18 protein-coding genes are annotated in these 22,244 nt (G+C 67.0%); 8 read left to right on the top strand and 10 right to left on the bottom strand.

Annotation, left to right across the window (positions count from 1 at the left end; translation table 11 throughout):
• Positions 1-12: 12 nt before the first annotated feature.
• Positions 13-786 (bottom strand): fatty acid desaturase, encoded by a 774-nt coding sequence (locus ACQY72_RS04870; protein WP_428156137.1) that lies wholly within the window; start codon positions 784-786, stop codon positions 13-15.
• Positions 787-865: 79 nt separating this feature from the next.
• On the opposite strand from ACQY72_RS04870, the gene crtY reads away from it, so the two are divergent.
• The 3 genes from crtY to ACQY72_RS04855 are packed head-to-tail and all read left to right on the top strand — an operon-like array spanning position 866 to position 4,454.
• A complete protein-coding gene (gene crtY, locus ACQY72_RS04865) occupies positions 866-2,044 on the top strand; it encodes a lycopene beta-cyclase CrtY (protein WP_428156136.1) in 1,179 nt (392 codons plus the stop codon).
• Complete coding sequence (locus ACQY72_RS04860; RefSeq protein WP_428156135.1) at positions 2,044-3,525, top strand: phytoene desaturase; 1,482 nt, start codon at positions 2,044-2,046, stop codon at positions 3,523-3,525. The genes crtY and ACQY72_RS04860 overlap by 1 nt, the downstream gene beginning before the upstream one ends.
• A complete protein-coding gene (locus ACQY72_RS04855) occupies positions 3,522-4,454 on the top strand; it encodes a phytoene/squalene synthase family protein (protein ID WP_428156134.1) in 933 nt (310 codons plus the stop codon). The genes ACQY72_RS04860 and ACQY72_RS04855 overlap by 4 nt, the downstream gene beginning before the upstream one ends.
• A gap of 4 nt (positions 4,455-4,458) precedes the next feature.
• Here ACQY72_RS04855 and ACQY72_RS04850 read toward each other — a convergent pair whose 3' ends face one another.
• From ACQY72_RS04850 to ACQY72_RS04835, 4 genes are all read right to left on the bottom strand, one after another.
• Positions 4,459-5,526: an ABC transporter permease gene (locus ACQY72_RS04850; RefSeq protein ID WP_428156133.1), complete on the bottom strand. Its 1,068-nt coding sequence runs from the start codon at positions 5,524-5,526 to the stop codon at positions 4,459-4,461.
• On the bottom strand, positions 5,523-6,434 hold the full coding sequence (locus ACQY72_RS04845) for an ABC transporter ATP-binding protein (RefSeq protein ID WP_428156132.1): 912 nt from the start codon (positions 6,432-6,434) through the stop codon (positions 5,523-5,525). The genes ACQY72_RS04850 and ACQY72_RS04845 overlap by 4 nt, the downstream gene beginning before the upstream one ends.
• Positions 6,424-7,320, bottom strand: coding sequence for a polyprenyl synthetase family protein (locus ACQY72_RS04840; RefSeq protein WP_428156131.1), 897 nt, complete (start codon positions 7,318-7,320; stop codon positions 6,424-6,426). Before ACQY72_RS04840 ends, ACQY72_RS04845 begins: the two co-directional genes overlap by 11 nt.
• A gap of 143 nt (positions 7,321-7,463) precedes the next feature.
• Positions 7,464-7,949, bottom strand: a complete 486-nt coding sequence (locus tag ACQY72_RS04835) for a sterol desaturase family protein (RefSeq protein ID WP_428156130.1) — start codon at positions 7,947-7,949, stop codon at positions 7,464-7,466.
• Positions 7,950-8,029: 80 nt separating this feature from the next.
• Here ACQY72_RS04835 and ACQY72_RS04830 point away from each other — a divergent pair, with 80 nt between their 5' ends.
• Positions 8,030-8,764 carry a sterol desaturase family protein gene (locus ACQY72_RS04830; RefSeq protein ID WP_428156129.1) on the top strand — a complete coding sequence of 245 codons (735 nt, stop codon included), beginning with the start codon at positions 8,030-8,032 and terminating at the stop codon, positions 8,762-8,764.
• Here ACQY72_RS04830 and ACQY72_RS04825 read toward each other — a convergent pair.
• From ACQY72_RS04825 to ACQY72_RS04815, 3 genes are read right to left on the bottom strand one after another with little or no spacing between them, the layout of a single operon-like run.
• The gene (locus tag ACQY72_RS04825; RefSeq protein ID WP_428156128.1) at positions 8,761-9,402 is read right to left on the bottom strand and encodes a 2-dehydro-3-deoxy-6-phosphogalactonate aldolase; all 642 of its coding nucleotides are present in this window, start codon (positions 9,400-9,402) and stop codon (positions 8,761-8,763) included. The two genes, ACQY72_RS04830 and ACQY72_RS04825, sit on opposite strands and share 4 nt — an antisense overlap.
• Positions 9,399-10,286: a 2-dehydro-3-deoxygalactonokinase gene (locus tag ACQY72_RS04820; RefSeq protein WP_428156127.1), complete on the bottom strand. Its 888-nt coding sequence runs from the start codon at positions 10,284-10,286 to the stop codon at positions 9,399-9,401. The genes ACQY72_RS04825 and ACQY72_RS04820 overlap by 4 nt, the downstream gene beginning before the upstream one ends.
• A 1-nt stretch (position 10,287) precedes the next feature.
• A complete protein-coding gene (locus ACQY72_RS04815; RefSeq protein WP_428156126.1) occupies positions 10,288-11,862 on the bottom strand; it encodes a sodium/sugar symporter in 1,575 nt (524 codons plus the stop codon).
• Between the two features lie 187 nt (positions 11,863-12,049).
• Between ACQY72_RS04815 and ACQY72_RS04810 the strand changes: the two genes are divergently transcribed.
• The 3 genes from ACQY72_RS04810 to ACQY72_RS04800 all read left to right on the top strand — a co-directional run bounded on the left by ACQY72_RS04810 (position 12,050) and on the right by ACQY72_RS04800 (position 15,566).
• On the top strand, positions 12,050-12,823 hold the full coding sequence (locus ACQY72_RS04810) for an IclR family transcriptional regulator (protein ID WP_428156125.1): 774 nt from the start codon (positions 12,050-12,052) through the stop codon (positions 12,821-12,823).
• A 133-nt stretch (positions 12,824-12,956) separates the two neighbouring features.
• Positions 12,957-13,706 (top strand): SDR family NAD(P)-dependent oxidoreductase, encoded by a 750-nt coding sequence (locus ACQY72_RS04805; RefSeq protein WP_428156124.1) that lies wholly within the window; start codon positions 12,957-12,959, stop codon positions 13,704-13,706.
• Positions 13,707-13,781: 75 nt separating this feature from the next.
• On the top strand, positions 13,782-15,566 hold the full coding sequence (locus ACQY72_RS04800) for an IlvD/Edd family dehydratase (RefSeq protein WP_428156123.1): 1,785 nt from the start codon (positions 13,782-13,784) through the stop codon (positions 15,564-15,566).
• A 49-nt stretch (positions 15,567-15,615) separates the two neighbouring features.
• Here the strand turns inward: ACQY72_RS04800 and ACQY72_RS04795 are convergent, their stop codons facing one another.
• Positions 15,616-17,598 (bottom strand): glycoside hydrolase family 97 protein, encoded by a 1,983-nt coding sequence (locus ACQY72_RS04795; protein WP_428156122.1) that lies wholly within the window; start codon positions 17,596-17,598, stop codon positions 15,616-15,618.
• The gene (locus ACQY72_RS04790; protein WP_428156121.1) at positions 17,595-19,127 is read right to left on the bottom strand and encodes a tryptophan halogenase family protein; all 1,533 of its coding nucleotides are present in this window, start codon (positions 19,125-19,127) and stop codon (positions 17,595-17,597) included. Before ACQY72_RS04790 ends, ACQY72_RS04795 begins: the two co-directional genes overlap by 4 nt.
• Positions 19,128-19,342: 215 nt before the next feature.
• Between ACQY72_RS04790 and ACQY72_RS04785 the strand changes: the two genes are divergently transcribed.
• Positions 19,343-22,234, top strand: coding sequence for a TonB-dependent receptor (locus tag ACQY72_RS04785; protein ID WP_428156120.1), 2,892 nt, complete (start codon positions 19,343-19,345; stop codon positions 22,232-22,234).
• The last annotated feature ends 10 nt before the right edge of the window (positions 22,235-22,244 follow it).

Genomic DNA, 22,244 nt, shown 5'->3' with positions numbered 1-22,244 from the left:
GCACGGCTCTGCTTACTGCGTGCGACCTTCACCTTTATGAACGTCAAACGAACCCGCCGAACGCCGCGAAAGCCCCCACCAGGGTTCCCATGGGCTGAGGTGATGCTCGTGATGTCGGCCGAAGTGGAAACAGGTCAGCAGGGACAGGACGTCGCCGAACGGGCTGCTGCGGGCGTTGTGGTGGTCGGGGAAGGCGTCGTCGGTGTGGCGATGGGGCAGCCAGGTGCCGAAGGTGAAGAGCTGGAGCGCCGAGAGCAGGGCCGGGGCGGCCCAGAAGACCAGCAGGTTCGGGACGTGCGCGCCCAAGGCGAAGACGGCGATGCAGACCAGCAGGGTCAGCACGGCCAACTCGCGCCAGCCGAAATAGGTGCGAAAGAAGCCGTAGAACCACTGAAGAAAGGCGCGCGGGGCGTCGGCATGGAAGTCGGGATCGTCCACCGTGCCGGGCGCGGCGTGATGGCCGTGATGGGCGGTCTTCAGCGGCGTGAACCGGAAACCGGCGTAGAGGCCCAGAGCCAGGCTGCCGACCGCGACGTTCAGCCGGGGCCGGCCCGGCGCCAGCGAGCCGTGCATGGCGTCGTGCGCGACGATGAACAGTCCGACGGACAGCCAGGTCTGGATCGCGACGATCAGCGGGGCGATCAGCAGGCTCCACGCGGTCCAGCGATGAAAATAGACGCCGTAGATGTGCAGGATCAGCCAGGCCGTCATGATCATCCCGGCGAGCGTCAGACCGATCAGGGTCTGGTTCGGGACGATCCTGGGCGCAGGGGAGACGGCGGACATGGCGCGACACTAGCGCACTGTGGGCGGGTAAGCATCCTGTTCGCTTGCCGCATCCGTCGTCGCGTGCCACCTGTCGGGAATGCAGGCCGACGCCTTTGACACCTCCGGGCCCGACCTCCTCCTGATCGGCGGCGGCCTCGCCAACGGTCTGTTGGCGCTACGCCTTTCGCAGGTTCGGCCCGACCTGGATGTCCGAATCGTCGAGGCGGCCGAGACGCTGGGCGGCGTGCACACTTGGTCCTTCTTCGAGGGCGATCTGACGGCGGCGCAGCACGGCTGGATCGACCCCTTGGTCGTGCATCGCTGGCCCGGTTATGCGGTTCGGTTCCCTCAGTTCGAGCGTAATCTCTCCACCGGATACCGCAGCGTGACGGCCGAACGGTTCGCGGCGGTGGTCAGCGCGGCCTTGCCCGGCCGCATCATGCTGGGGGCGCCGGTCGTGTCGGTGTCCGAGACCGAGGCGGTGCTGGCCGACGGTCGGCGGCTGAAGGCCAAAGCGGTCATTGACGGGCGAGGGCCGGTCGCCACGCCGGACCTGGCGCTGGGGTTCCAGAAGTTCGTCGGGCTGGAGGTTCGACTGGCGGCGCCGCACGGCCTGACCGCACCCATCGTCATGGACGCCCGCGTCGATCAAGCGGGGGGCTATCGCTTCCTCTACACCCTGCCGTTCGACGACCGGACCCTGTTGATCGAGGACACACGCTACACAGACGGCGCCGAGCTGGATCGCGACGTGTTCCGGCAGGGCGTGCGCGACTATGCTGCACAGCAGGGGTGGGTCATCGAGACGGTGCTGAGGGAGGAGGACGGCGTCCTGCCCGTGGCCCTGGACGGTGACATCGCCGCGCATCTGACCCGCATGGGGCCGACGGCGTTGAGCGGCCTGCGTGCCGGGCTGTTTCATCCGACGACCGGCTATTCCCTGCCGGACGCCGTGCGCCTGGCCGATCATCTGGCGGACCGCTTGGCGAAAGATTTCGAGGGTGCGACCCTAGCCGCCGACATCCGCCGCCATGCTGGCGAAGTATGGGCCGGACGAGGCTTTTATCGGTTGCTGAATCGCATGTTGTTTCGCGCGGCGCGCCCCGAAGAACGATACAGGGTGCTGGAGCGTTTCTATCGTCTGCCCCAGCCGTTGATCGAACGCTTCTACGCCGCCGGATCCACCCTCGCCGACAAGGCGCGGATCCTGAGCGGCAAACCCCCGGTGCCCATCGGCGCCGCACTGACCTGTCTGGTCGAAAAAGGACGTGCGTGATGCGGGCTGCAGTGATCGGATCGGGTTTCGGGGGGCTGTCGCTGGCCATACGGCTGCAGTCGGCGGGCATCCAGACCACGGTGTTCGAGGCGCGCGATTTGCCAGGCGGCCGGGCCTATGTGTTCAAGGACAAGGGCTACACCTTCGACGCCGGTCCCACCGTCATCACCGACCCGTCGGCGCTGGAGGAGCTGTTCGAGGCCAGCGGGCGCAAGCTGTCGGACTATGTCGAACTGCTGCCGGTCGCGCCCTTCTATCGGTTGTGCTGGGAAGACGGCGACGTATTCAACTACGTCAACGACCAGGACGAGCTGGACCGCCAGATCGTCGCGCGAAACCCCGCTGATAAGGAGGGCTATCGCAAGTTCCTGGCCTATTCCGAGGACCTGCTGAAGGAAGGCTATCTGAAGCTGGGGGCGGTGCCGTTCCTGGATTTCGCCAGCATGATCAAGGCGGCGCCCGAGCTGATGCGGCTTCAGGCCTGGCGGTCGGTCTATGACAAGGTGGCCAGTTTCATTCAGGACGAGCACCTGCGCCAGGCGTTCAGCTTCCACTCCCTGCTGGTCGGCGGCAATCCGTTCGCGACCTCGTCGATCTATGCGCTGATCCACGCGCTGGAGCGGCGCTGGGGCGTGTGGTTCCCGCGCGGCGGCACCGGCGCCCTGATCCAGGCCATGGTGCGCCTGCTTGAGGACCTGGGCGGCGAGGTCAGGCTGAACAGTCCGGTCGAACGGATCACCATGGCCGACGGCCGTGCGACCGGCGTGGTCGTGGGCGGCGAGACCCTGGCCTTCGACATGGTCGCCTCCAACGCCGACGTGGTGCACACCTATCAGCGCCTGCTGGGCCAGGAGCCGCGCGGTCAGAAGGAGGGCGCCAAGCTGGCGTCGCGCCGCCATTCCATGTCGCTGTTCGTCATCTATTTCGGCCTGAAGCGCGTCCACCCGGAGGTGCGTCACCACACGGTGCTGTTCGGGCCGCGCTATCGCGAATTGATCGCCGAAATCTTCAAGGGACCGGACCTGCCCGACGACTTCTCGCTGTATCTGCATGCGCCGACGCGAACCGATCCGTCCCTGGCGCCCGAAGGGTGCGACGCCTTCTATGTGCTGGCGCCCGTGCCGCATCTGGCCTCGGCGGACATCGATTGGGAGGTCGAGGGCCCGCGCTATCGCGACCGGATCCTGGCCTATCTGGAAGAACGCTATATCCCCGGCCTGACCGCTGATCTGGACACCTGCCGCATCTTCACGCCGGTCGATTTCCGCGACCAACTGAACGCGCACCAGGGCTCGGCCTTCTCGCTTGAGCCGATCCTGACCCAGAGCGCCTGGTTCCGGGTGCACAATCGCGACGATCAGATCCCGAACCTGTATTTCGTGGGCGCCGGCACCCATCCCGGAGCAGGCGTGCCCGGCGTGGTCGGCTCGGCCAAGGCCACGGCCGCCCTGATGATCGAAGACGCGAGGCAGCCGGCATGACCGACGCGGTCCTGGACCACAGCCGCCAGGCGATGGAGCAGGGCTCCAAGAGCTTCGCCGCCGCCGCGCGCCTGTTCCCGGCGGCGATCCGCGACGACGCCTGGATGCTGTATTCCTGGTGCCGGCATTGCGACGACGAGATCGACGGTCAGGTCCTGGGCCACGGCGCCGTCGGCATCGACCCGGTGCTGGCGGGGCACAAGCTGGTCGAATTGCGCGCCCGCACGGCAGCGGCTCTGGCCGGAGAGCCGCAGACCGACCCGGTTTTCACCGCCTTCCAGCGCGTGGCGGATCGGCATTCCATCCCGGCCGAGGAGGCCATGGACCTGTTGCGCGGGTTCGAGATGGACGTGGTCGCACGGCGTTACGACACGCTGGAGGACACGCTGGACTATGCCTATCACGTCGCGGGCGTGGTCGGGGTGATGATGGCCCGGATCATGGGGGTCGAGGACGCGCCTACCCTGCGCCGCGCCCAGGACCTGGGGCTGGCGTTCCAGCTGACGAACATCGCGCGCGACGTGGTCGAGGATGCGAAGGGCGGGCGGGTCTATCTGCCCGGCGCCTGGCTGGACGAGGCGGGTGTGCCCCGCGATCAGGTCGATCAACCCCAGCACCGCGCCGCCGTCGCACGCACGGCCCAGCGCCTGGTCGCGGCGGCCGAACCCTTCTACGCCTCGGCCCGGTGGGGCTTGCGCGATCTCAACCCGCGTTCGGCCTGGGCCATCGCCACGGCGCGAGGCGTCTATCGCTCGATCGGCCGCCATGTGTCGCGCGCCGGGCCGGCGGCCTGGGACGGGCGGACCTCGGTCGACAAGGCGGGCAAGCTGATGCTGCTGGGGCGTGGCGGCCTGATCGCCCTGTGGTGCAAGACGCTGGACGCCTGGCGCGAACCGCCGCCGCGCCCGGCCCTGTGGACCCACGTCTGAAGGCTCAACGCGCCGCGCGCCGCCGTTCCAGAATCAGGGATACCCCAAGCCCTGCTGCGCCGAGGGCGGCCAGAACCGCCCAGCCGGCGACGACGCTCGGCGTGAACTCGGCCCGCCAGATCACGGCCTGATAGGCCTCGATGGCCCAGGCGTGCGGCGTGATCCAGCCCAAGGCGCGGAAGGCCTCGGGCATCAGGAAGCGCGGCGCCATCGACCCGCCCAGCGCCGCCAGCAGCAGGACGACGAAGGTGGTCAGGGGCTGGGCCTGTTCGCGTGATCGACACGCCGCCGTCAGCGCCAGGGCCAAGCCCGCCGCCGAAAACCCGACCAGAACCGCCGTCACGGCCGCCGCCGCCGCCTGCCATGGCGCAAGGTTGGGCAGTTTTGCCCAGGCCGCGACGAAGACGGCGGCCGACTGCATCACCCCCACGACCGTCAGCCATCCCGCCCGCCCGGCCAGGATCGGCGCCAGGCCGCCCCTCGCCAGGGCCAGCCGCGCCTGAAGCCCCGAACGCCGCTCGTCCAGTCCGCCCATGGCGCCGTGCATGGCGGCGAAGAAGACGAACATGACGCTGACCGCCCCGGCGTAATAGGCGGCCTGGACATCGCCGGTCGGCCCGACCTGCACCGTCGCGACGCGCGCGGTGGGCGGCGCGACCTGGCCCGCCAAGGCCGCCGCCATCGGCTCCAGCCGCGCCTGAAGCGCCGCCGCCGCCACGTCGCGACCGGCGGCGGACACCACCACCACCTGGGGCGGGCGTCCGGCCGAGGGACGGATCAGGATGCCCGCGTCCGCGCGACCGTCGATCACCGCGCGCTCCAGCTCGCCCACGTCCTCGACCGTGCGCAGCCGGGCGCCCATGTCGCGCGCCAGGACATCGTGCATCGCCGCCGTCGCCGGGGTGCGCGCCGCATCGTGCATGACCACGGCCGTGTCGATCTCGCCCCGCGCCCCCGCGCCGAAGATGGCCGCGAACAGCAGATAGACCAGGGGCGGCAGCAGCAGCGTCAGCACCACCCCGGCCCGGTCGCGCCAGAAACCCCTGGCCCAGGCGCCCGCCACGGCCATCATGACGACGCCGCCGACAGATGCGCGACAAGGTCGTCTAGTCCCGGCCGGCGAACCGCGACCTCGCCCCCCTCGCCATCGACCACGGGCGCCAGGGTCTGGGCCACGGCGAGTGCATCCTCGCAGAGGCGACGCCATTCCAGACTGTCGTCGGCCTGGGTCAAGCCGGCCTGAGCGAACCATTGGGCGGCGGTGTCAGAGGCTGGCCGCGTCAGGCGGACGCTGAGCAGCCGCGCCGCGCCGAAGGCCTGATGCAACAGGGCGTTCGGCGCGCCTTCCGCCAAGAGCCGACCCTGCGCCAACACGCCGATCCGGTCTGCCGTATCGGACACGAAGACCGCGTCGTGGCTGATCAACAGGCAGCCGGCGCCCGCCTTGACCGTCTCACGCAGTGCGGCGGACAGGACGCCGCGCGTGGCCGCATCAACCCCTTCCGTCGGCTCGTCCGCGATCAGCAATCGGGGCTGTCCGACCAGGGCGGCGCTCAGGTTCGCGCGTCGTCGCCATCCGCCGGACAGGGTGCGCACCGGCTGATCCGCGCGCGGGCCGCAGCCGGTCAGGTCGAGGGCGCGGTCCACCGCCGCACGGCGGTCGTCGCGCGCGACCCCGCAAAGCCGCGCCGTCACCTCGACATTCTCGCGCGGCGACAGGGCGGGAAACAGGGCGCTGTCCTGGGGAGCCAGACCGATGCGCGCCTGGGTTCCGTCGCCCACCGCCACACGCCCCCGGCGCACGGGCAGCAGGCCGCAGGCCACGCGGGCCACCGTGGACTTGCCGGCGCCGTTCGCGCCCAGCAGGGCGTATACCTCGCCTGCATTCACGGTCAGGCTGAAATCCCGCAGCACCGGCCGGCCGTCATAGCCGGCCTCTATTCCGCTCAGGACCAGCGCCGGCGCGACGCTAGATCCCAAGATCGGCCTGCTGGAAGAGATCGAGGACATAGAGGGTCAGGGGGCTGTCGTGGCCGACCGCCTCGGCCGCCCTGGACAGGGACTGGCGCACCGCCGCTCGGACCCGCCCTTCGCCCCACAGATCGACGAAGGTGGTCGTGTCCTGATCTTGGCCCACATCCTTGCCGACGGCGCTGGTGGTCGAACAGGCGTCCAGCAGATCGTCATAGAGCTGGAAGGCGAAACCGACCGCCTCGCCGAAGGCCGACAGCCGGACCAGGTCGTCGGCGTCGCCCCCGCCCAGCAGGCCGCCGCCGCGCACCGTCGCCACGAACAGGGCGCCGGTCTTGAGGTCGTTGATCTGACGCAGGGCGACGGCGTCCCGCTCTTGCGCGTCGTCGCGCAGGTCGCGCATCTGCCCCTCGGCCAGACCGTCGAAACCGACGGCCTGCGTCAAAAGGTCCAGCGTGGACAGTCGCGTTTCGGCCGGCAGTCGGCTTTGCAGGATCAGTCGAGTGGACTGGTTGAGCAGGGCCACCGCCGCCAGCACGGCTGCATCCTCGCCGTGGCGGCGATGCAGCGTCGGCTGCCCCCGCCGCAGGATCGCGTCGTCCATACAGGGCAGGTCGTCCAGCACGAGAGACGCGGCATGGACCATCTCCAGCGCACAGCCATAATCCAGCGCATCGTCGGGACGCCCCCCGACATGGGCCGCCGCCAGCATGGCCAGCACCGGTCGGACCCGTTTTCCCTGTCCCAGCAAGGCCTCGCGCGCAGCCAGCGACAGCAGGCTGTCCGACGACGGCGCCAATTCGGTCAGGCGTGACTGGACCCGCAGACGCAGGTCGTCGGGCGCGCAAGGTTCGCATGCCACAGGCGGCTGGGGCCTCGCGCCGACGATCGCCATACAGGTCTCCTGGTGTCGCCTGACCGTCGCGTTGCGACGGCGATCCGAACCTCTATGATCTCATCAGGCATCACGACCGCCTCGGATGCAAGCCGCCGTCGCCGTGTTTCCCGGTCAGGCGATACTCAGGAAAACCGACCGGCTCAGGCGCCGCTTCTGGAAGAGCCGCGCTTCTGAGACAGTTCGGCCTTCAGCGCCCGCGCCGACCGCACCCACAGAAAGCCGAACGAGACACAGCCTTCTTTCGTGCGCACCGCGTGGTGCAGGCGGTGGGCCTGGATGCGCCGCGTCCAGAAGCCTGAACGGCCTTCAACGCCGGTCGGGAATCGCCGATGCACCAGCCCGTCGTGGAAATAGAAATAGATCATCCCATAGGCCGTCACACCCAGACCGATCGGCAAGGCCCAGGCCCAGACGTGAAGGCCCAGCGCGATCAGGACGATCGCCGGCGCCGCGAACACCACGGCGAACAGGTCGTTCTTTTCCAGGACATCGTCGTGCGGTTCGTGGTGGCTGCGGTGCCAGTCCCACAGCAGGCCGTGCATGACGTAGCGATGCATGGCCCAGGCGAAGACCTCCATCCCGAAGACGGTCGCAAGGAACAGCAGGATCATCACCGGCAAGGACATGATCGTATCATAGGCGGTTTGAACGGCGCCCGCCACAACTTGACCCGGGCATATGTTTGGCCGTCTGTGCGCCCATGCTGATGGACCTGCTCGTCACGACCCTCGCGCTCAGCCTGATCATCGGCGTGCGCTATCTACTGGTCGGCGTTGCGACCCACTGGTTGCTGTGGTCCGGGCCGGGGCGGGGGCGTCAGTTGAACCACAAGGCGCCGGCCGTAAAACGCATCCGCGCGGAAATCATTGCCTCCCTGATCTCCTGCCCGATCTACGCCCTGCCGGCCGCCCTTGTGCTGGAGGCCTGGAAACGGGGCGGGACGGCCATCTATGACGATGTGAGCGCTTGGCCGCTGTGGTGGCTGCCGGTCAGCTTCGTCGTCTATATGCTGGCCCACGACGCGTTCTACTATTGGGTCCACCGGGGGCTGCATCACCCGCGCATCTTCCCTTGGGCCCATGCCGAGCATCATCGGTCGCGCGACCCCAGCGCCTTCGCCTCCTTCGCCTTCGATCCGGCCGAGGCCGTCGCCACCGCCTGGTTCCTGCCGGCCCTGGCGCTGTTCGTGCCGATCCATTGGGGCGTGGCGCTGGCCCTGCTGACCCTGATGACCGCCACGGCCGTCTTGAACCACGCCGGCCGCGAGGTCTGGCCCGCATCCTGGCTGAGCCGCGCGCCGCTAAGCTGGCTGATCACCGCCACCCACCATGACGCCCATCACAAGCGGTTCAACGGCAACTACGGCCTGTATTTCCAGATGTGGGACCGCTGGGCCTCGACCGAGGTGTCGACCAAGCCGGGCCACCGAGGCCGCGACTAGGCCTGCGCCGTCTGCGCTGCGTTCCAGGCCGTGACGAACTGCGCCGCCTGACGACCGACCTGATCGGCGGTCTGGCCCGGCTTGAAGACGGCAGAACCGATGCCGAAGCCCGAGGCGCCGGCGCCAAGCCAGGCCGCCATGCTGTCGGGATCGACGCCGCCGACCGGATAGACGCGGGTGGCGGCGGGCAGGACTGCTCGGACGGCCTTCAGTCCCTTCGGACCGGCGATCTCGGCGGGGAACAGTTTCAAAGCGTCGGCCCCGGCGTCCAGGGCGGCGAAGGCTTCGGACGGTGTGAAGAAGCCGGGCAGGGACAGAAGGCCGAGGGCCTTGGTCTCGCGGATCACGTCGGTGTTGGTGTTGGGCGAGATGATCAGTTGGCCGCCGGCCTCTGCGACTTCGCGCGCCGCCGCGACGTTCAGCACCGTGCCGGCGCCGACTAGGGCGCGACCGTTCAGCGCCTGGCGCAGGCGGCGGATGCTCTCCAGCGGCTGGGGTGAGTTGAGCGGCACTTCCAGGCAGAGAAAGCCTGCGGCGACGATGGCCTCGCCCACGTCCACCGCCTCGTGGGGCGTGAGGCCCCGCAGGATGGCGATCAGGGGCAGGGCGTCCAGGCTTTCGATGGAAACAGGGATCATCGGGATACGGCCTCGTGAATGCGCCACAGACCCTTGGCCGTGGCGGCGGCGCCGTCCGCGATGCGAACGTCGTGGAAACCGCCCAGCGCCAGGGCGGCGGCATAGCGGCGACACAGCGCCTCGACGCCGATCAGGATGACGGGGCGATGGTTCGCATCGACCTGCGCCGCAACCTCGGCCCCGATCAGCAGACCTGACAGATAGTCGGCCGACGACGCCGGCGAAAGGCGTCCGGCCAAGCCCTCGACCCGCACCGAGAACAGGGCTGCGGTGACGGCGGGATCGCGCAAGGCACGCTGTACCCCGGCCGCAAAGGCGTCGTCGTCCACGCCGGGATCGCCCATGTCGGCGCCCAGGATCGTGCCCTTGCGGATGGCGGCGAACAGTTCGCCGGTCATGAAGGTGCGAAAGTCCGTGATCCGGCCGCCTGCGGTGCGGATCCATTTGCTGTGGGTGCCGGGGCCGACGACCACCGCCTCGTCCGGGGCGTCCAGGCCGAACACCTGGGTCTCCTCGCCGCGCACCACGTCCTGAAGGCGACCGTCCGCGAACACGGCGACGCCGGGCACGATGGAGACATGGGGCGCATCGTCAGGGCTGGCCACTGCGCCCGCCAGGTCGGCGACACCGGCGGGGCAGGGCAGATAGGCCATTTCGCGCCACCGGCCGCGCGCCCCGGCCATGCCGCTGATCAGGACCGGCAGGCCGTCGTTCAGCCAGTCGCCGGCGACCTGGTTCAGCACGACCTGAAACTGATCCGGCGCCAGGCCGCCTGCGCCGCGCGGGTCGGAGCGGCTGTCGAGCACCGCGCCGCCCTCGGCGATCCGCATGACGCGCAGATTGCTGGTGCCCCAGTCGACTCCGATCAGCCTTGTTTCGCTCACCTCACCACCAGATCGAATAGACCAGGATCAGGAAAGCGATCACGCCGACCCCGGCCAGGTTGAAGCCCAGCGAGGTCTTGTAGCTGATCTTGTCCAGCTTGATCTTCATGGCGTCGGGCTTGGCCGGGATCAGCAGGGACACGACCACTGCCGCGATCAGGGAGACGACGAACACGACCGCCACCCGGTTCATGAACGGGAAGATGAACTGACCCGTCTCCTGCAGCCACCAGAAGACGGCCGACAGCACCACCGAGCCGATGGCGGCGGTCAGGGCGCCCGCTTCGGATGCGCGCTTCCAGAACAGGCCCAGCATGAAGATGACCACGATGCCGGGGGTGAAGAAGCCGGTGAACTCCTGAATGAACTGGAAGGCCTGGTCGAAGCCGCCCAGCAGCGGGCGAGCGGTCAAGATGCCGATGATCACGGCGACGACGGCGGCGATGCGGCCGACCGTGACCAGTTGGTGCTCGGGCGTGTCCTTCTTGATCTTGGCGTAGAGGTCCAGGGTGAAGATAGTCGAGATCGAGTTCACCTTGGACGCCAGCGAGGCGATGATGGCGGCGATCAGGGCCGCGAAGACCAGGCCTTTCAGGCCCACCGGCAGCAGGTTCATCATGGTCGGATAGGCCTGGTCCGGCGCCGACAGGTTGGGAGCCAGGATCAGGGCGGCCATGCCCGGCAGCACCACGATCACCGGCATCAGCAGCTTCAGATAGGCGGCGAAGGCGATGCCCTTCTGCGCTTCCGGCAGCGACTTGGCCGCCAGCGCGCGCTGGATGATGTACTGGTTGAAGCCCCAGTAGCTGATGTTCATGACCCACAGCCCGCCCAGCAGCACGGCGATGCCCGGCAGCTCCTGATAGTGTGGATTGTCCTTGGACAGGATCATGTCGAACTTGTCCGGGAACTCGGTCAGCAAGGTCTGGAAGCCGGCCAGCGCACCGCCCGCGCCGCCGATGGTCGATAGGGCGATGAAGCCGATGATCAGGCCACCGCAGACCAGCAGGGCCACCTGCACGATGTCGGTCAGGGCCACGGCCTTCAGCCCGCCCCACAGCTGATAGGCCAGGGCGAAGACGCCGATGGCGACGATGGCGTAATCCTGGTTGAACCCGGTCACGGTGTGGACGGCGATCGCGCCCAGCCACAGGATCGAGGTCACGTTGACGAAGACGTAGAGCAGCAGCCAGAAGACGGCCATCACGTTGCGGATCGTCGGCCCGTACCGCTGCTGCAGAAACTGCGGCATGGTCACGATCTCGTTGCGCAGGAAGATCGGCAGGAAGAACTTGCCCACGATCAGCAGGGTCAGCGCCGCCATCCATTCATAGGACGCGATGCCCAGGCCGATCACATAGCCCGATCCGCTCATGCCGATGATCTGCTCGGCCGAGATGTTGGCCGCGATCAGCGAGGCGCCGATGGCCCACCAGGGCAGGCTCTTGGACGCCATGAAATAGTCGGTGGAGGTCTTCTGCTCGCCCTTCTTGGTGCGCGAGACCCACTGGGCCAGGCCGAAGATGAAGACGGCGTAGATCGCCAGGATCGCCAGATCGATGCCCGCAAGCGACATGGTGCATTCCCCCATATGGCCCTTTGGTTCGGGCTCGCGCAGAAGCCTAGGTTAGGCGTCAGTCTGTCGCAACGGTTTTTTATATGTGCGTAGAGATTTCACCCGCGATAATGTAATCTCGTTCGCGTCGCAGGCTTCACCGAGGCGAGCGCCGCCGTTAGCCTATGGACCGCGCCACAGGATTCCCATGACCGACCAAGATCCGACCGACGACCGCAAATATCGCGCCCCCGCCCTCGAAAAGGGACTGGACGTGCTGGAGCTGCTGTCGTCCCAGGGCGAGGCGATGACGCCGTCGCAGATGTCGGTCACCCTGGGCCGGTCGGTCAGCGAACTGTTCCGCATGATCCAGGTGCTGGAGTTCCGGGGCTATATCGAACAGTCGTCGGACGGCTATCGTCTGACCAATCGGCTGTTCACCCTCGGCATGACACAGGCGCCGATCAAGTCGCTGGTGGATGTGGCCATGCCGGCGATGCGGGATCTGGCGTCCAGCACCATGCAGTCCTGTCACCTCGTCGTGCCGTCCGGCGACCAGATCGTGGTCATCGCCCGGATCGAGAGCCCCGGCGACCTCGGCTATTCCGTCCGCATCGGCTATCGCCGCAGCATCCTGCTCGCCACCTCGGGTCTGATGTTCTACTCGCGCGCCAACGAGCGGGCGCAGAAACATCTGCACGACAGTCTGGTCGCCCTGTTCGGCGAGGCCCCGGTCGCAGAGTTCGCGGAGCGGGCGGCCGCCATGACGCAAGGCGGCCACGTCGAGCGGGCCAGCGATTTCGTCAAGGGCGTCACCGACCTGGTCGCGCCCATCATGGGGTCCGACGGCATCATCGCCACCCTGATCACCCCCTTCATCGAACAGGCTCCCATGGTCTGCACCCGAGAAGAGGCGGCGGCGATGTTGGTGCGCACCACGACGATCATTTCCGATCAGATGGGCGCGGTTTCCCAGGCCTGATCGGGCCAATCGCACTCCCCCGTTGACAGAAACCGCAGCCCTCGCCATTTTTGTTGACGGTAACGGCTTTCATTTGTGAAAGATTACACATCGTCGATCAACGACGAGGCGTCGGGGAGGCGCGAGACCGATCATGGCCGCCATCTACTCCGACCTGAAAGACAAGACCGTCATCGTCACCGGCGGCGCCGGCGGCATCGGCGAAGGCATCGTCCGCAGCTTCCACGCCCAAGGCGCCCGCGTCGGCTTTCTGGATATCGACACGGTGCGCGGTCCCAAGCTGCAATCCGAACTGGGGCAGGGGGCATTGTTCGTCGCCTGCGACCTGACCGACATTCCGGCGCTGAAGGCTGCGATCGCCACGGTGCGTGACGCCTTCGGTCCCATCGACATCCTGGTCAACAACGCCGCCCATGACGAACGTCACGCTACTCTTGAAGTGACCGAAGAGTACTGGGACGGCCGCATGGCCGTGAACCTGAAGCACCAGTTCTTCGCCGCCCAGGCCGTGCTGCCGGACATGCAGGCGACGGGCAAGGGCGCCATCGTCAACCTGGGCTCGACCTCTTGGGTCATCGGCCAGGGTGGAATGCCCGCCTATACGGCGTCAAAGTCGGCGGTGATCGGCCTGACCCGTTCGCTGGCCCGCGACTTCGGCCCGTTCGGCATTCGCGTGAACGCGGTCGCCCCCGGCTGGATCATGACCGAGCGCCAGCTGGCGCTGTGGGTCACGCCGGAAACCGATAAATACATCAACGAAAACCAATGCCTGAAGCGCCGGCTCGTGCCCGACGACATCGCCCGCGTCGTCGTCTTCATGTGCTCGGACGAAGCCGGGGCCATCACCAACCAGCATTATGTCGTCGATGGCGGTTGGACCTGATCACGGGTTGAACTGCGACGGATCGATTTGTAATATTATATGCCGCATTGTCCTCGCGGCCCGAGAACCTGATCAATGACCAAGACCCTCCGCAGCCGCGCCTGGTTCGACAACCCGGAAAACCCCGACATGACCGCGCTCTATCTTGAGCGCTATCTGAACTATGGCCTGACGCGCAAAGAGCTGCAGTCGGACAAGCCGATCATCGGCATCGCCCAGACCGGCTCGGACCTGTCGCCGTGCAACCGCCACCACCTGGTCCTGGCCGAGCGTGTGCGCGAGGGCATCCGCGAGGCGGGCGGCATCGCCATGGAGTTCCCGGTTCACCCGATCCAGGAAACCGGCAAGCGCCCGACGGCGGGCCTGGACCGCAATCTGGCCTATCTGGGTCTGGTGGAGAGCCTTTACGGCTATCCGTTGGACGGCGTCGTGCTGACCATCGGCTGCGACAAGACCACGCCCGCCTGTCTGATGGCCGCCGCCACCGTGGACATCCCCGCCATCGCCCTGTCGGTCGGCCCCATGCTGAACGGCTGGCACAAGGGCGAGCGCACCGGCTCCGGCACGATCATCTGGAAAGCGCGCCAGATGATGGCGGCCGGCGAGATCGACTATGACGGCTTCATCGAACTGGTGGCCTCGTCCGCGCCGTCGGTCGGCTATTGCAACACCATGGGCACGGCGACGACGATGAACTCGCTGGCCGAGGCCCTGGGCATGTCGCTACCCGGCTCGGCCGCCATTCCGGCGCCGTATCGCGAGCGCGCCCAGGTCGCCTATCAGACCGGCCTGCGCATCGTCGAGATGGTGCGCGAGGATCTGAAGCCGTCCGACATCCTGACCAAGGAGGCGTTCCACAACGCCATCGTCGTCAACTCGGCCATCGGCGGCTCGACCAACGCCCCGATCCACCTGACGGCGCTTGCCCGCCACGCCCACGTCGATGTGCCGCTGCAGGACTGGCAGACGCAAGGGCTGCACGTGCCGCTGCTGGTCAATCTTCAGCCCGCCGGCGACTATCTGGGCGAGGACTATTTCCATGCCGGCGGCGTGCCCGCCGTCATGGCCGAACTGATGAAACAGGGGCTGATCAACGAGGACGCCCTGACCGTCACCGGCAAGTCCATCGGCGAGAACTGCAAGGGCGCCGAGATCGTGCTGCCCGACGTCATCAAGACCTTCGACGCCCCGATGAAGACCGATGCCGGCTTCGTTGTCTTCACCGGCAATCTGTTCAACTCGGCCATCATGAAGCTGAGCGTGATCAGCCCCGAGTTCCGCGAACGCTACCTGTCCAACCCCGACGACCTGAACGCCTTCGAAGGTCCGGCCGTCGTCTTCGACGGCCCCGAGGACTATCACCACCGCATCGACGACGAGAGCCTGGGCATCACCGAACAGACCCTGCTGTTCATGCGCGGGGCCGGTCCCATCGGCTATCCCGGCGCGGCCGAGGTCGTTAACATGCGGCCGCCGTCCTACCTGATCAAGAAGGGCGTCAGCGCTCTGGCCTGTATCGGCGACGGGCGTCAGTCCGGCACCTCGGGTTCGCCGTCCATCCTGAACGCCTCGCCGGAAGCGGCGGCGGGCGGCAATATCGCCCTGCTGAAGACCGGCGACCGGGTGCGCATCGACCTGAACACCGGCCGCGCCGACATCCTGATACCGGACGAGGAACTGGCCGAGCGCCGCAAGGCGTTCGAGGCGGCTGGCGGCTACAAATACCCCGCCTCCCAGACCCCATGGCAGGAGATGCAGCGCGCGGTTGTCGGTCAGCTGGAAACCGGCGCCGTGCTGGAACCGGCCATCAAATACCACCGCATCATCGATCAATTCGGCCTGCCGCGCGACAACCACTAGGCCTGACGAACGACAGGGAAGGGGCGGCGCGAGCCGCCCCTTTTTCACGTCAGCGCGGCGTGATGCGGATCGCCGCCCCGCCGCTGGGCTTCAGCGCCAGGCTCAGGGTCGTTCCCGCCTCGACCGCCTGGGTCGAGATCGTCGTCCGGTTCGGCGCCTCGCCGTCGGCGTAGATGGTCGCCGTGAACCGTCCACGTCCCAGGAAGTCCAGCGGCAGGCTGACCGTTCGACCGTCCGCATTCGTCATGGCCCCCACGTACCAGTCGCGACCCTTGCGACGGGCCAGCACGATCGACTGGCCGATCTCGCCGGCGATGAAACGGGTCTCGTCCCAGGTCGTCGGCACCTGCCCGATGAAGGCCGTCTCCGGCTGGCCGGCATAGGCGTCCGGCGTATCGGCGACGGTCTGCAACGGGCTTTCATAGACGACGAACATCGCCAGCCCATGCGCCCGTGTGGTCATCACGGTCGGCAACAGGAACTTGTAGCGGAAGGTCTCTGGCGTCTGGTTGTCGAAACCGCCGGGCGTATAGTCCATCGGCCCCAGCAGCATGCGCGTATAGGCCAGGGTGACGTTGTGTTCGGCCGTGATCCGGCTGGACCATTTGTTGTTCTCGGCTCCCAGAACGCCTTCCTGGGTGATGAAGTTGGGATAGGTCCGCGTCAGCCCGGTCGGGTGGAAGGCGCCGTGCAGATTGACCATCAGCCGATGCTGCGCCGCCTGGTCCAACAGCCGGTGGTACCAGTCGACCATCTGCTGGTCGTCGCGGTCCATGAAGTCGACCTTGATCCCGGCGATCCCCCAGGCCTGATACTGGGCCAGGGCCGCATCGAACTGGGCGTCCAGCGCCTTCCAGTTCAGCCACAGGAACAGACCGACCCCCTTGGACCGGCCATAGGCGACCAGTTCTGGAATATCGATCTGCGGCACGGTCTGGGTCACGTCCGCGCCGGGACGCACCACGCCGCCGCCGCCCGCGCCGCGATACCAACCCTCGTCGATGGTCACGTATTGCAGGCCGTTGGCCGCCGCGAAGTCGATGAAGGCCTTGAAGGTGGCGGTGTTCATGCCGCTGTCCGGCACGGCCGCGATCTTGCCGCCGTTCCACCAGTCCCAGGCCGACTTGCCGGGCTTGACCCAGGAGGCGTCGAAGGCGGCCGGTTCGCTCAGGTCGGTGATCAGCGTCGATTGGATCAGGTCGCCCGCATGGTCGCCGATCATGACCACCCGCCACGGCGTCTCCAGGTCCTGTCCGACGCGCGCCGTTGCTACCACGGCGGGCGCGCTGGTCGGGGCGTCCAGCCGGGGCGCCAGCTTGGCCTGAACCCCCAGGCCGCCGTCGCCGCGTCCCGATAGATAGAGGCCCGGATAGGCCTTCAGGTCCGCCTCGGCGATGGCGAAGGCCGGGCCGCCCGGTGCGGTCTCGCACACCAGCGGCGCGTCATAGGCGTTGTATTCGCGAATGTGAGAGGCAGGGATGGGATCGAACTCGCCCTCGTGGCTGGAGTTGAACCGGCCCAGGTTCAGGCCCCAGCAGGTGTAGTCGGTCGGAAAGGCGAACTGGGTGTTCTCGGCCACCACCCCCAGCGGCGCATCGCCGACGGCCGGCACGCGATAGCGGAAGGCGACGCCGTCGTCATAGGCGCGCAGCACGACCTGCATCGCTGGCCTGCCGTCGCCGGTCGGTGCACTCAGCGTCATCTCGCGCCAGGCCGACCGGACGTGCGACGCGCGCCCCAGCAGGGCGTAGTCCTCCACCCCTTCGCGCACCGGCGCGGCGGCGAAGGTCTCGTTCGCCCCCACCGTCACCCGGTTTTCCAGCGTCAGGCCAATATCCGACGGCGCGATCACCGCGCGACCATCGCGCAAGACCGACAGGGCCGGCTTTCCGCCGACCGTCTCGACCCGGATGGTCAGTCGGCCGTCGGGCGAGGTCAGTTGCGCCGGATCGGCCTGTGCGAACGAAGAGGCGGTCGTCGCCAGAACGGTCAGGGCCGCGCCGCACAGCAGCCGGGCGAGGGAAGGGGTCATGCGGGCTCCTTCGCTGCGGGGCTGTCCGCCCGGCAGTGTTTGTCGATGAATTGCTGGTGGGTCGGCATGGCCGCGACGCCGCTCTGGATGACGTTGCGGATCTGGGCCAGGCGGGCGGCCATCTGGGGGGCGGGCGTCTGGTCGGCCATCGGGTCGTGACCCTGCGGCATGATCCCTTGGCCCAGCATGACGGCGACCCAGCTGGTGTGGGCGAACAGGTCCTCATTGCGCCCCATCACCCGTCCGCGCGAGCGGAACAGGTCGATCCGCTCCTTCAGGCTGTCGGGAATGTCGGTCGCGCGGACATGGCGCCAGAACTCGGAATCGTCCCGGTCGCCGGCGTGGTAGTGCAGGATGATGAAGTCGCGGGCGTGCTCGTATTCCTCGCGCATCAGGGCGTTGTATTTGTCGATGTCGGCCTGATCGAACCGCTTGTCCGGGAACAGCGACATCAGGGTCGTCACCCCGCTCTGCACCAGGTGGATGCTGGTCGATTCCAGCGGCTCCAGGAAACCGGACGCCAGGCCCAGCGACACGACGTTCTTGTTCCACGCCTTCTTGCGTCGCCCGGTCACGAACCGCAGCGGTCGGGGATCGCCCAGCGGCTTGCCGTCCAGATTGGCCAGCAGGGTGTCGCGCGCCGCCTCCTCGGTGGTGAAGGCACTGGCGTAGACATGGCCGTTCCCGGTCCTGTGCTGCAACTGGATCCGCCACTGCCATCCGGCGTCGTGCGCCGTGGAGCGGGTAAAGAGGGTCGGCGCCCCCACCGCCTCGCACGGCACGGCCAGCGCCCTGTCCATCGGCAGCCAGTGCGACCAGTCCTCGTATCCGGTCTTCAACGCCTGTTCGATCAGCAGGCCCCGGAAGCCCGAGCAGTCGATGAACAGGTCCCCCTCGACCCGCCGCCCGTCGTCCAGCGTCACGGCCTCGACGAAGCCGTTGTCCGCATTCAACGCCACATCGACGATCTTGCCTTCGATCCTGTTGACGCCCCGCGCCATCGCCAGCTCGCGCAGGAAGCCGCCATACAGGCTGGCGTCGAAATGATAGGCGTAGGCCATGCGCGAATGGACGTGGCGCGGGTCTTCGACCGTGCGGACGAACCGCCCGGCCTTCATCGCCATGATCGGCAGGGAGTAGGCGTCGATGGGCCCGACCCCCGCCTGATCACGCAGTCTCAGCCAGTGCTGATGGAACTGAAGCCCCTCCAGGTCGGCGCCATAGGTGCCGAACGGGTGGACATACTCATGGCCCAGCCGCCCCCAGTTTCGAAACTGGATGCCCAGCTTGTAGGTGGCCTGGGTTCGGCGGACGAATTCGTTCTCGTCGATGCCCAACAGCCGGTTCAGCGTCAGGATCGGCGGGATGGTGGCCTCTCCGACGCCGACAGTGCCGATCTCGGCCGATTCGATCAGATCGATCTGCGCATAGTCCGGCGCAAGGTTCTTCGAGATGACGGCGGCCGCCATCCAGCCTGCGGTGCCGCCGCCGACGATGACGATTCGCCTGATCCTGTGGTCTTCCGACATCGTGGTCCTCACCTACCGAACGCCCGATGCGATACATGGCCGCATCGGTGTCATCCTAAAAATGTTAGCGCTACCGAAAACTGTTTTCTTTCTGTGAAACTTGTTGCATCCTTGAAATCGGGTCAAGCGGAACGCAGGCCTGTTGTCTTGGGAGCGATGCTCGTCAATGCGCCTTCAGAGCGCGGCGTGCATCAGAGGGAAGGGAAATGAGACTCATGTCTCGCATCACTCGCGCCAATCGCTTCGCACTGCTGTGCGGCGCGTCGATTCTTTCGTTGTCGGCTCTGGCTGCGCCGTCCCTCGCCGTGGCGCAGGAGGCGACGCCTCCGGCGACCACCACTGACGACGATCAGTCCACCGAAGTCGGCGAAGTCGTCGTCACCGGACTGCGCGCCAGCCTGGCCTCGGCCCAGTCGATCAAGAAGAACTCCGAGCAGTTCGTCGACTCCATCACCGCCGTCGACATCGGCCGCCTGCCGGACGTCAACGTCGCCGAGGCGCTGCAACGCGTTTCGGGCATCCAGATCACCCGCAACTACGGCGAAGGCTCGGGCATCGCGATTCGCGGCCTGACCAACGTCCGCTCCGAACTGAACGGGCGCGACATCTTCAGCGCCAGCGGCGGTCGCGGCCTGAGCTGGGAAGAGGTCGGCTCCGACCTGCTGGCCGGCGTGGACGTCTACAAGAACCCGTCCGCCGAAATGATCGAAGGCGGCCTGGGCGGCACCATCAATCTGAAGACCCGCCTGCCGTTCGATGCGCCGGGTCATGTGCTGTCCGCCAGCGCGGCCTACACGCACTACGACCTGGCCAACGACGACGGCTACAACGCCTCCTTCCTGGCCAGCGACCGTTGGCAGACCGCCGCCGGCGAGTTCGGCGCCCTGTTGAACATGTCCTATGGCGAGACCTCGTTCCGCCAGGACCTGGACGTGGTCGAACCCTATCTGGTCCGCACCGACGTGCCTGGCTTCGCCGGTCAGCAGATCGCCGTGCCGAACGGCGGCGGCTTCAAGGTCGGCTTCGGCGACCGCGAGCGTTTCAGCGCCGCCCTGGCCCTGCAATGGCGTCCGAACGACCGGACCGAATTCTATCTGCAGGCCCTGCGCACCGACTACACCTTCCATGACAACGGCCTGTCCTTCTTCGCCTACGGCGGAAACGGCGTGCCGCTGGACCTGGCGCCGGGCGCGACCTTCACGGTCGAAGACGGTCTCGCCACCTCGGGCTCCTTCGTCAATCCGGGTGTCGATGGCGTCACCTTCGCCACGACGCGCCAGACGGATACGACCGACATCTCCTTCGGCGGCAAGTGGCGCCCGACGGATCGGCTCCAGATCAGCGCGGACGTGCAGTACATCAACTCCAAGGTTGATCAGCAGACGATGAACCTGACGGCCAGCGTCCTGACCAACACGTCGGGACCGCGCGACGGCGCCGGCAATCCGCTGTTCCCCGGAAACTACGTCTTCAACTTCGACACCCGTCCGTCGATCCCCGAATTCTCGGCGTCCAACGGCTACTACGGCGACATCAGGAACTATGGTCTGACCGCCGTCCTGCCCTATGCCGAACTGAACGACGCCGAAAGCTGGGCCGGTCGCGCCGACATGCGTTGGGACTTCGAGGAAGGCGGCTTCTTCAAGGACTTCCGCGCCGGCGTTCGCGTGACGGATCGCACCGCCGTCAACCGCTCGACCACCTTCGGCACCTGGACCGCCATCGGCACGACCTGCGCCAACTGGTCCAGCCCGTCTGGCTGCTTCCGCCTGGCCGACTTCCCGCAGGTCGCCGAACAGTTCCCGTTCCGCAACAGCTTCCTGAACGGCGAAGGCCAGAACGTCTTTGGCGACGTCTGGATGTTCGGCCTGCGCCAGGTCGGAAACCCGCAGTCGGTGTTCGACTTCCTGAACAGCGCGCCGTTCAATCAGAACGTCGGATTCCGTTCGTTCGACGACCCGGCGGCCCAGGTCTCCAACGTGTCTGAAACCACCTACGCGACCTACGGCGTGGTGCGCTTCGCCTCCACTGTGTTCGGCAAGAACTGGGACGGCAACCTCGGCGTCCGCATCGTCAAGACCGAGTCGGCTTCCGACGGCTTCCAGACGATCAACTATCGCGATCCGTCGTTCACGTCGGGCACGCCCGGCTCGGCCCCGACCGCACTCTCGATCGTGACGCCCATCGTCGGCGGCAACAAATACACCAACATCCTGCCCAGCCTGAACCTGCGGATGTTCCTGACGGATCAGTTGCAACTGCGTTTCGCCGCCTCGCGCAACCTGGCGCGGCCGGACTTCGGTCAGTTGAACGCCAGCTTCAACATCAGCCCGAACTACGGAACCAACGCCGGCGAAGTCATTCCGCAAGGCGTCGGACAGGGCACCGCCACGGGCAATCCGTTCCTGGATCCGCAGACGGTGGATGCGCTGGACATCGCGGCGGAATGGTATTTCGCGCCGACCGGCTTCGTCTATGTCACGGCCTTCAAGAAGGACATCAAGGACCTGTTCTTCAACGAGTCCGGCATCGAGAACTACGACCTGTTGTTCCGGGACGGCAGCGTGGCCTTCCCGCAGGTGCCCTTCAACATCTCGCGCCTGAACAACGTCGACGAAGGCACGCTGGAAGGGTTCGAGGTCGGCGGTCAGCGCTTCTTCGACTTCCTGCCGTCGCCGTTCGATGGACTGGGCATCCAGGCCAACTACACCTTCATCGACTCCAACGCGGCGACTGTGGCGGCCAACGCCCAGACGGGCGGCACGGCGATCTCGGTGCCGATCGCGGGCCTGTCCAAGAACAGCTACAACCTGGTCGCCCTGTACGAGAAATACGGCTTCAACGCCCGTCTCGCCTACAACTGGCGCGACGACTATCTGCAGACCACGCAGGGCGTCGGCACGGGCCAACTGCCGATCTTCGGCAAGGCTTACGGCGTGCTGGACGCGTCGATCAGCTACGACTTCAGCCCGGCCCTGGCGATCACCTTCGATGGACAGAACATCCTGAACCAGGAGTTCCAGACCTATCAGATCACCGAGAACCGCTATCGCGACTATCAGGTCGACGATCGTCGCTTCAGCGTGCGACTCCGCTTCCGCTACTGAAGCCGGGACG

Origin of the sequence: Brevundimonas sp. (assembly GCF_965279155.1) — a bacterium.
Taxonomy (GTDB): domain Bacteria; phylum Pseudomonadota; class Alphaproteobacteria; order Caulobacterales; family Caulobacteraceae; genus Brevundimonas.
The sequence above is the reverse complement of the archived record's forward strand: the minus strand, read 5'-3'. Positions and strand labels throughout refer to the sequence as shown.

Excerpts from the sequence above, each read along its gene's own strand:
- ACQY72_RS04840 (WP_428156131.1), bottom strand. The coding sequence starts at position 7,320 with ATGGCGATCGTCGGCGCGAGGCCCCAGCCGCCTGTGGCATGCGAACCT.
- ACQY72_RS04795 (WP_428156122.1), bottom strand. The coding sequence starts at position 17,598 with ATGACCCCTTCCCTCGCCCGGCTGCTGTGCGGCGCGGCCCTGACCGTT.
- ACQY72_RS04785 (WP_428156120.1), top strand. The coding sequence starts at position 19,343 with ATGTCTCGCATCACTCGCGCCAATCGCTTCGCACTGCTGTGCGGCGCG.
- ACQY72_RS04870 (WP_428156137.1), bottom strand. The coding sequence starts at position 786 with ATGTCCGCCGTCTCCCCTGCGCCCAGGATCGTCCCGAACCAGACCCTG.
- ACQY72_RS04850 (WP_428156133.1), bottom strand. The coding sequence starts at position 5,526 with ATGATGGCCGTGGCGGGCGCCTGGGCCAGGGGTTTCTGGCGCGACCGG.
- ACQY72_RS04815 (WP_428156126.1), bottom strand. The coding sequence starts at position 11,862 with ATGTCGCTTGCGGGCATCGATCTGGCGATCCTGGCGATCTACGCCGTC.
- ACQY72_RS04805 (WP_428156124.1), top strand. The coding sequence starts at position 12,957 with ATGGCCGCCATCTACTCCGACCTGAAAGACAAGACCGTCATCGTCACC.
- ACQY72_RS04830 (WP_428156129.1), top strand. The coding sequence starts at position 8,030 with ATGGACCTGCTCGTCACGACCCTCGCGCTCAGCCTGATCATCGGCGTG.
- ACQY72_RS04855 (WP_428156134.1), top strand. The coding sequence starts at position 3,522 with ATGACCGACGCGGTCCTGGACCACAGCCGCCAGGCGATGGAGCAGGGC.
- ACQY72_RS04835 (WP_428156130.1), bottom strand. The coding sequence starts at position 7,949 with ATGTCCTTGCCGGTGATGATCCTGCTGTTCCTTGCGACCGTCTTCGGG.
- crtY (WP_428156136.1), top strand. The coding sequence starts at position 866 with ATGCAGGCCGACGCCTTTGACACCTCCGGGCCCGACCTCCTCCTGATC.
- ACQY72_RS04800 (WP_428156123.1), top strand. The coding sequence starts at position 13,782 with ATGACCAAGACCCTCCGCAGCCGCGCCTGGTTCGACAACCCGGAAAAC.
- ACQY72_RS04825 (WP_428156128.1), bottom strand. The coding sequence starts at position 9,402 with ATGATCCCTGTTTCCATCGAAAGCCTGGACGCCCTGCCCCTGATCGCC.
- ACQY72_RS04860 (WP_428156135.1), top strand. The coding sequence starts at position 2,044 with ATGCGGGCTGCAGTGATCGGATCGGGTTTCGGGGGGCTGTCGCTGGCC.
- ACQY72_RS04810 (WP_428156125.1), top strand. The coding sequence starts at position 12,050 with ATGACCGACCAAGATCCGACCGACGACCGCAAATATCGCGCCCCCGCC.
- ACQY72_RS04790 (WP_428156121.1), bottom strand. The coding sequence starts at position 19,127 with ATGTCGGAAGACCACAGGATCAGGCGAATCGTCATCGTCGGCGGCGGC.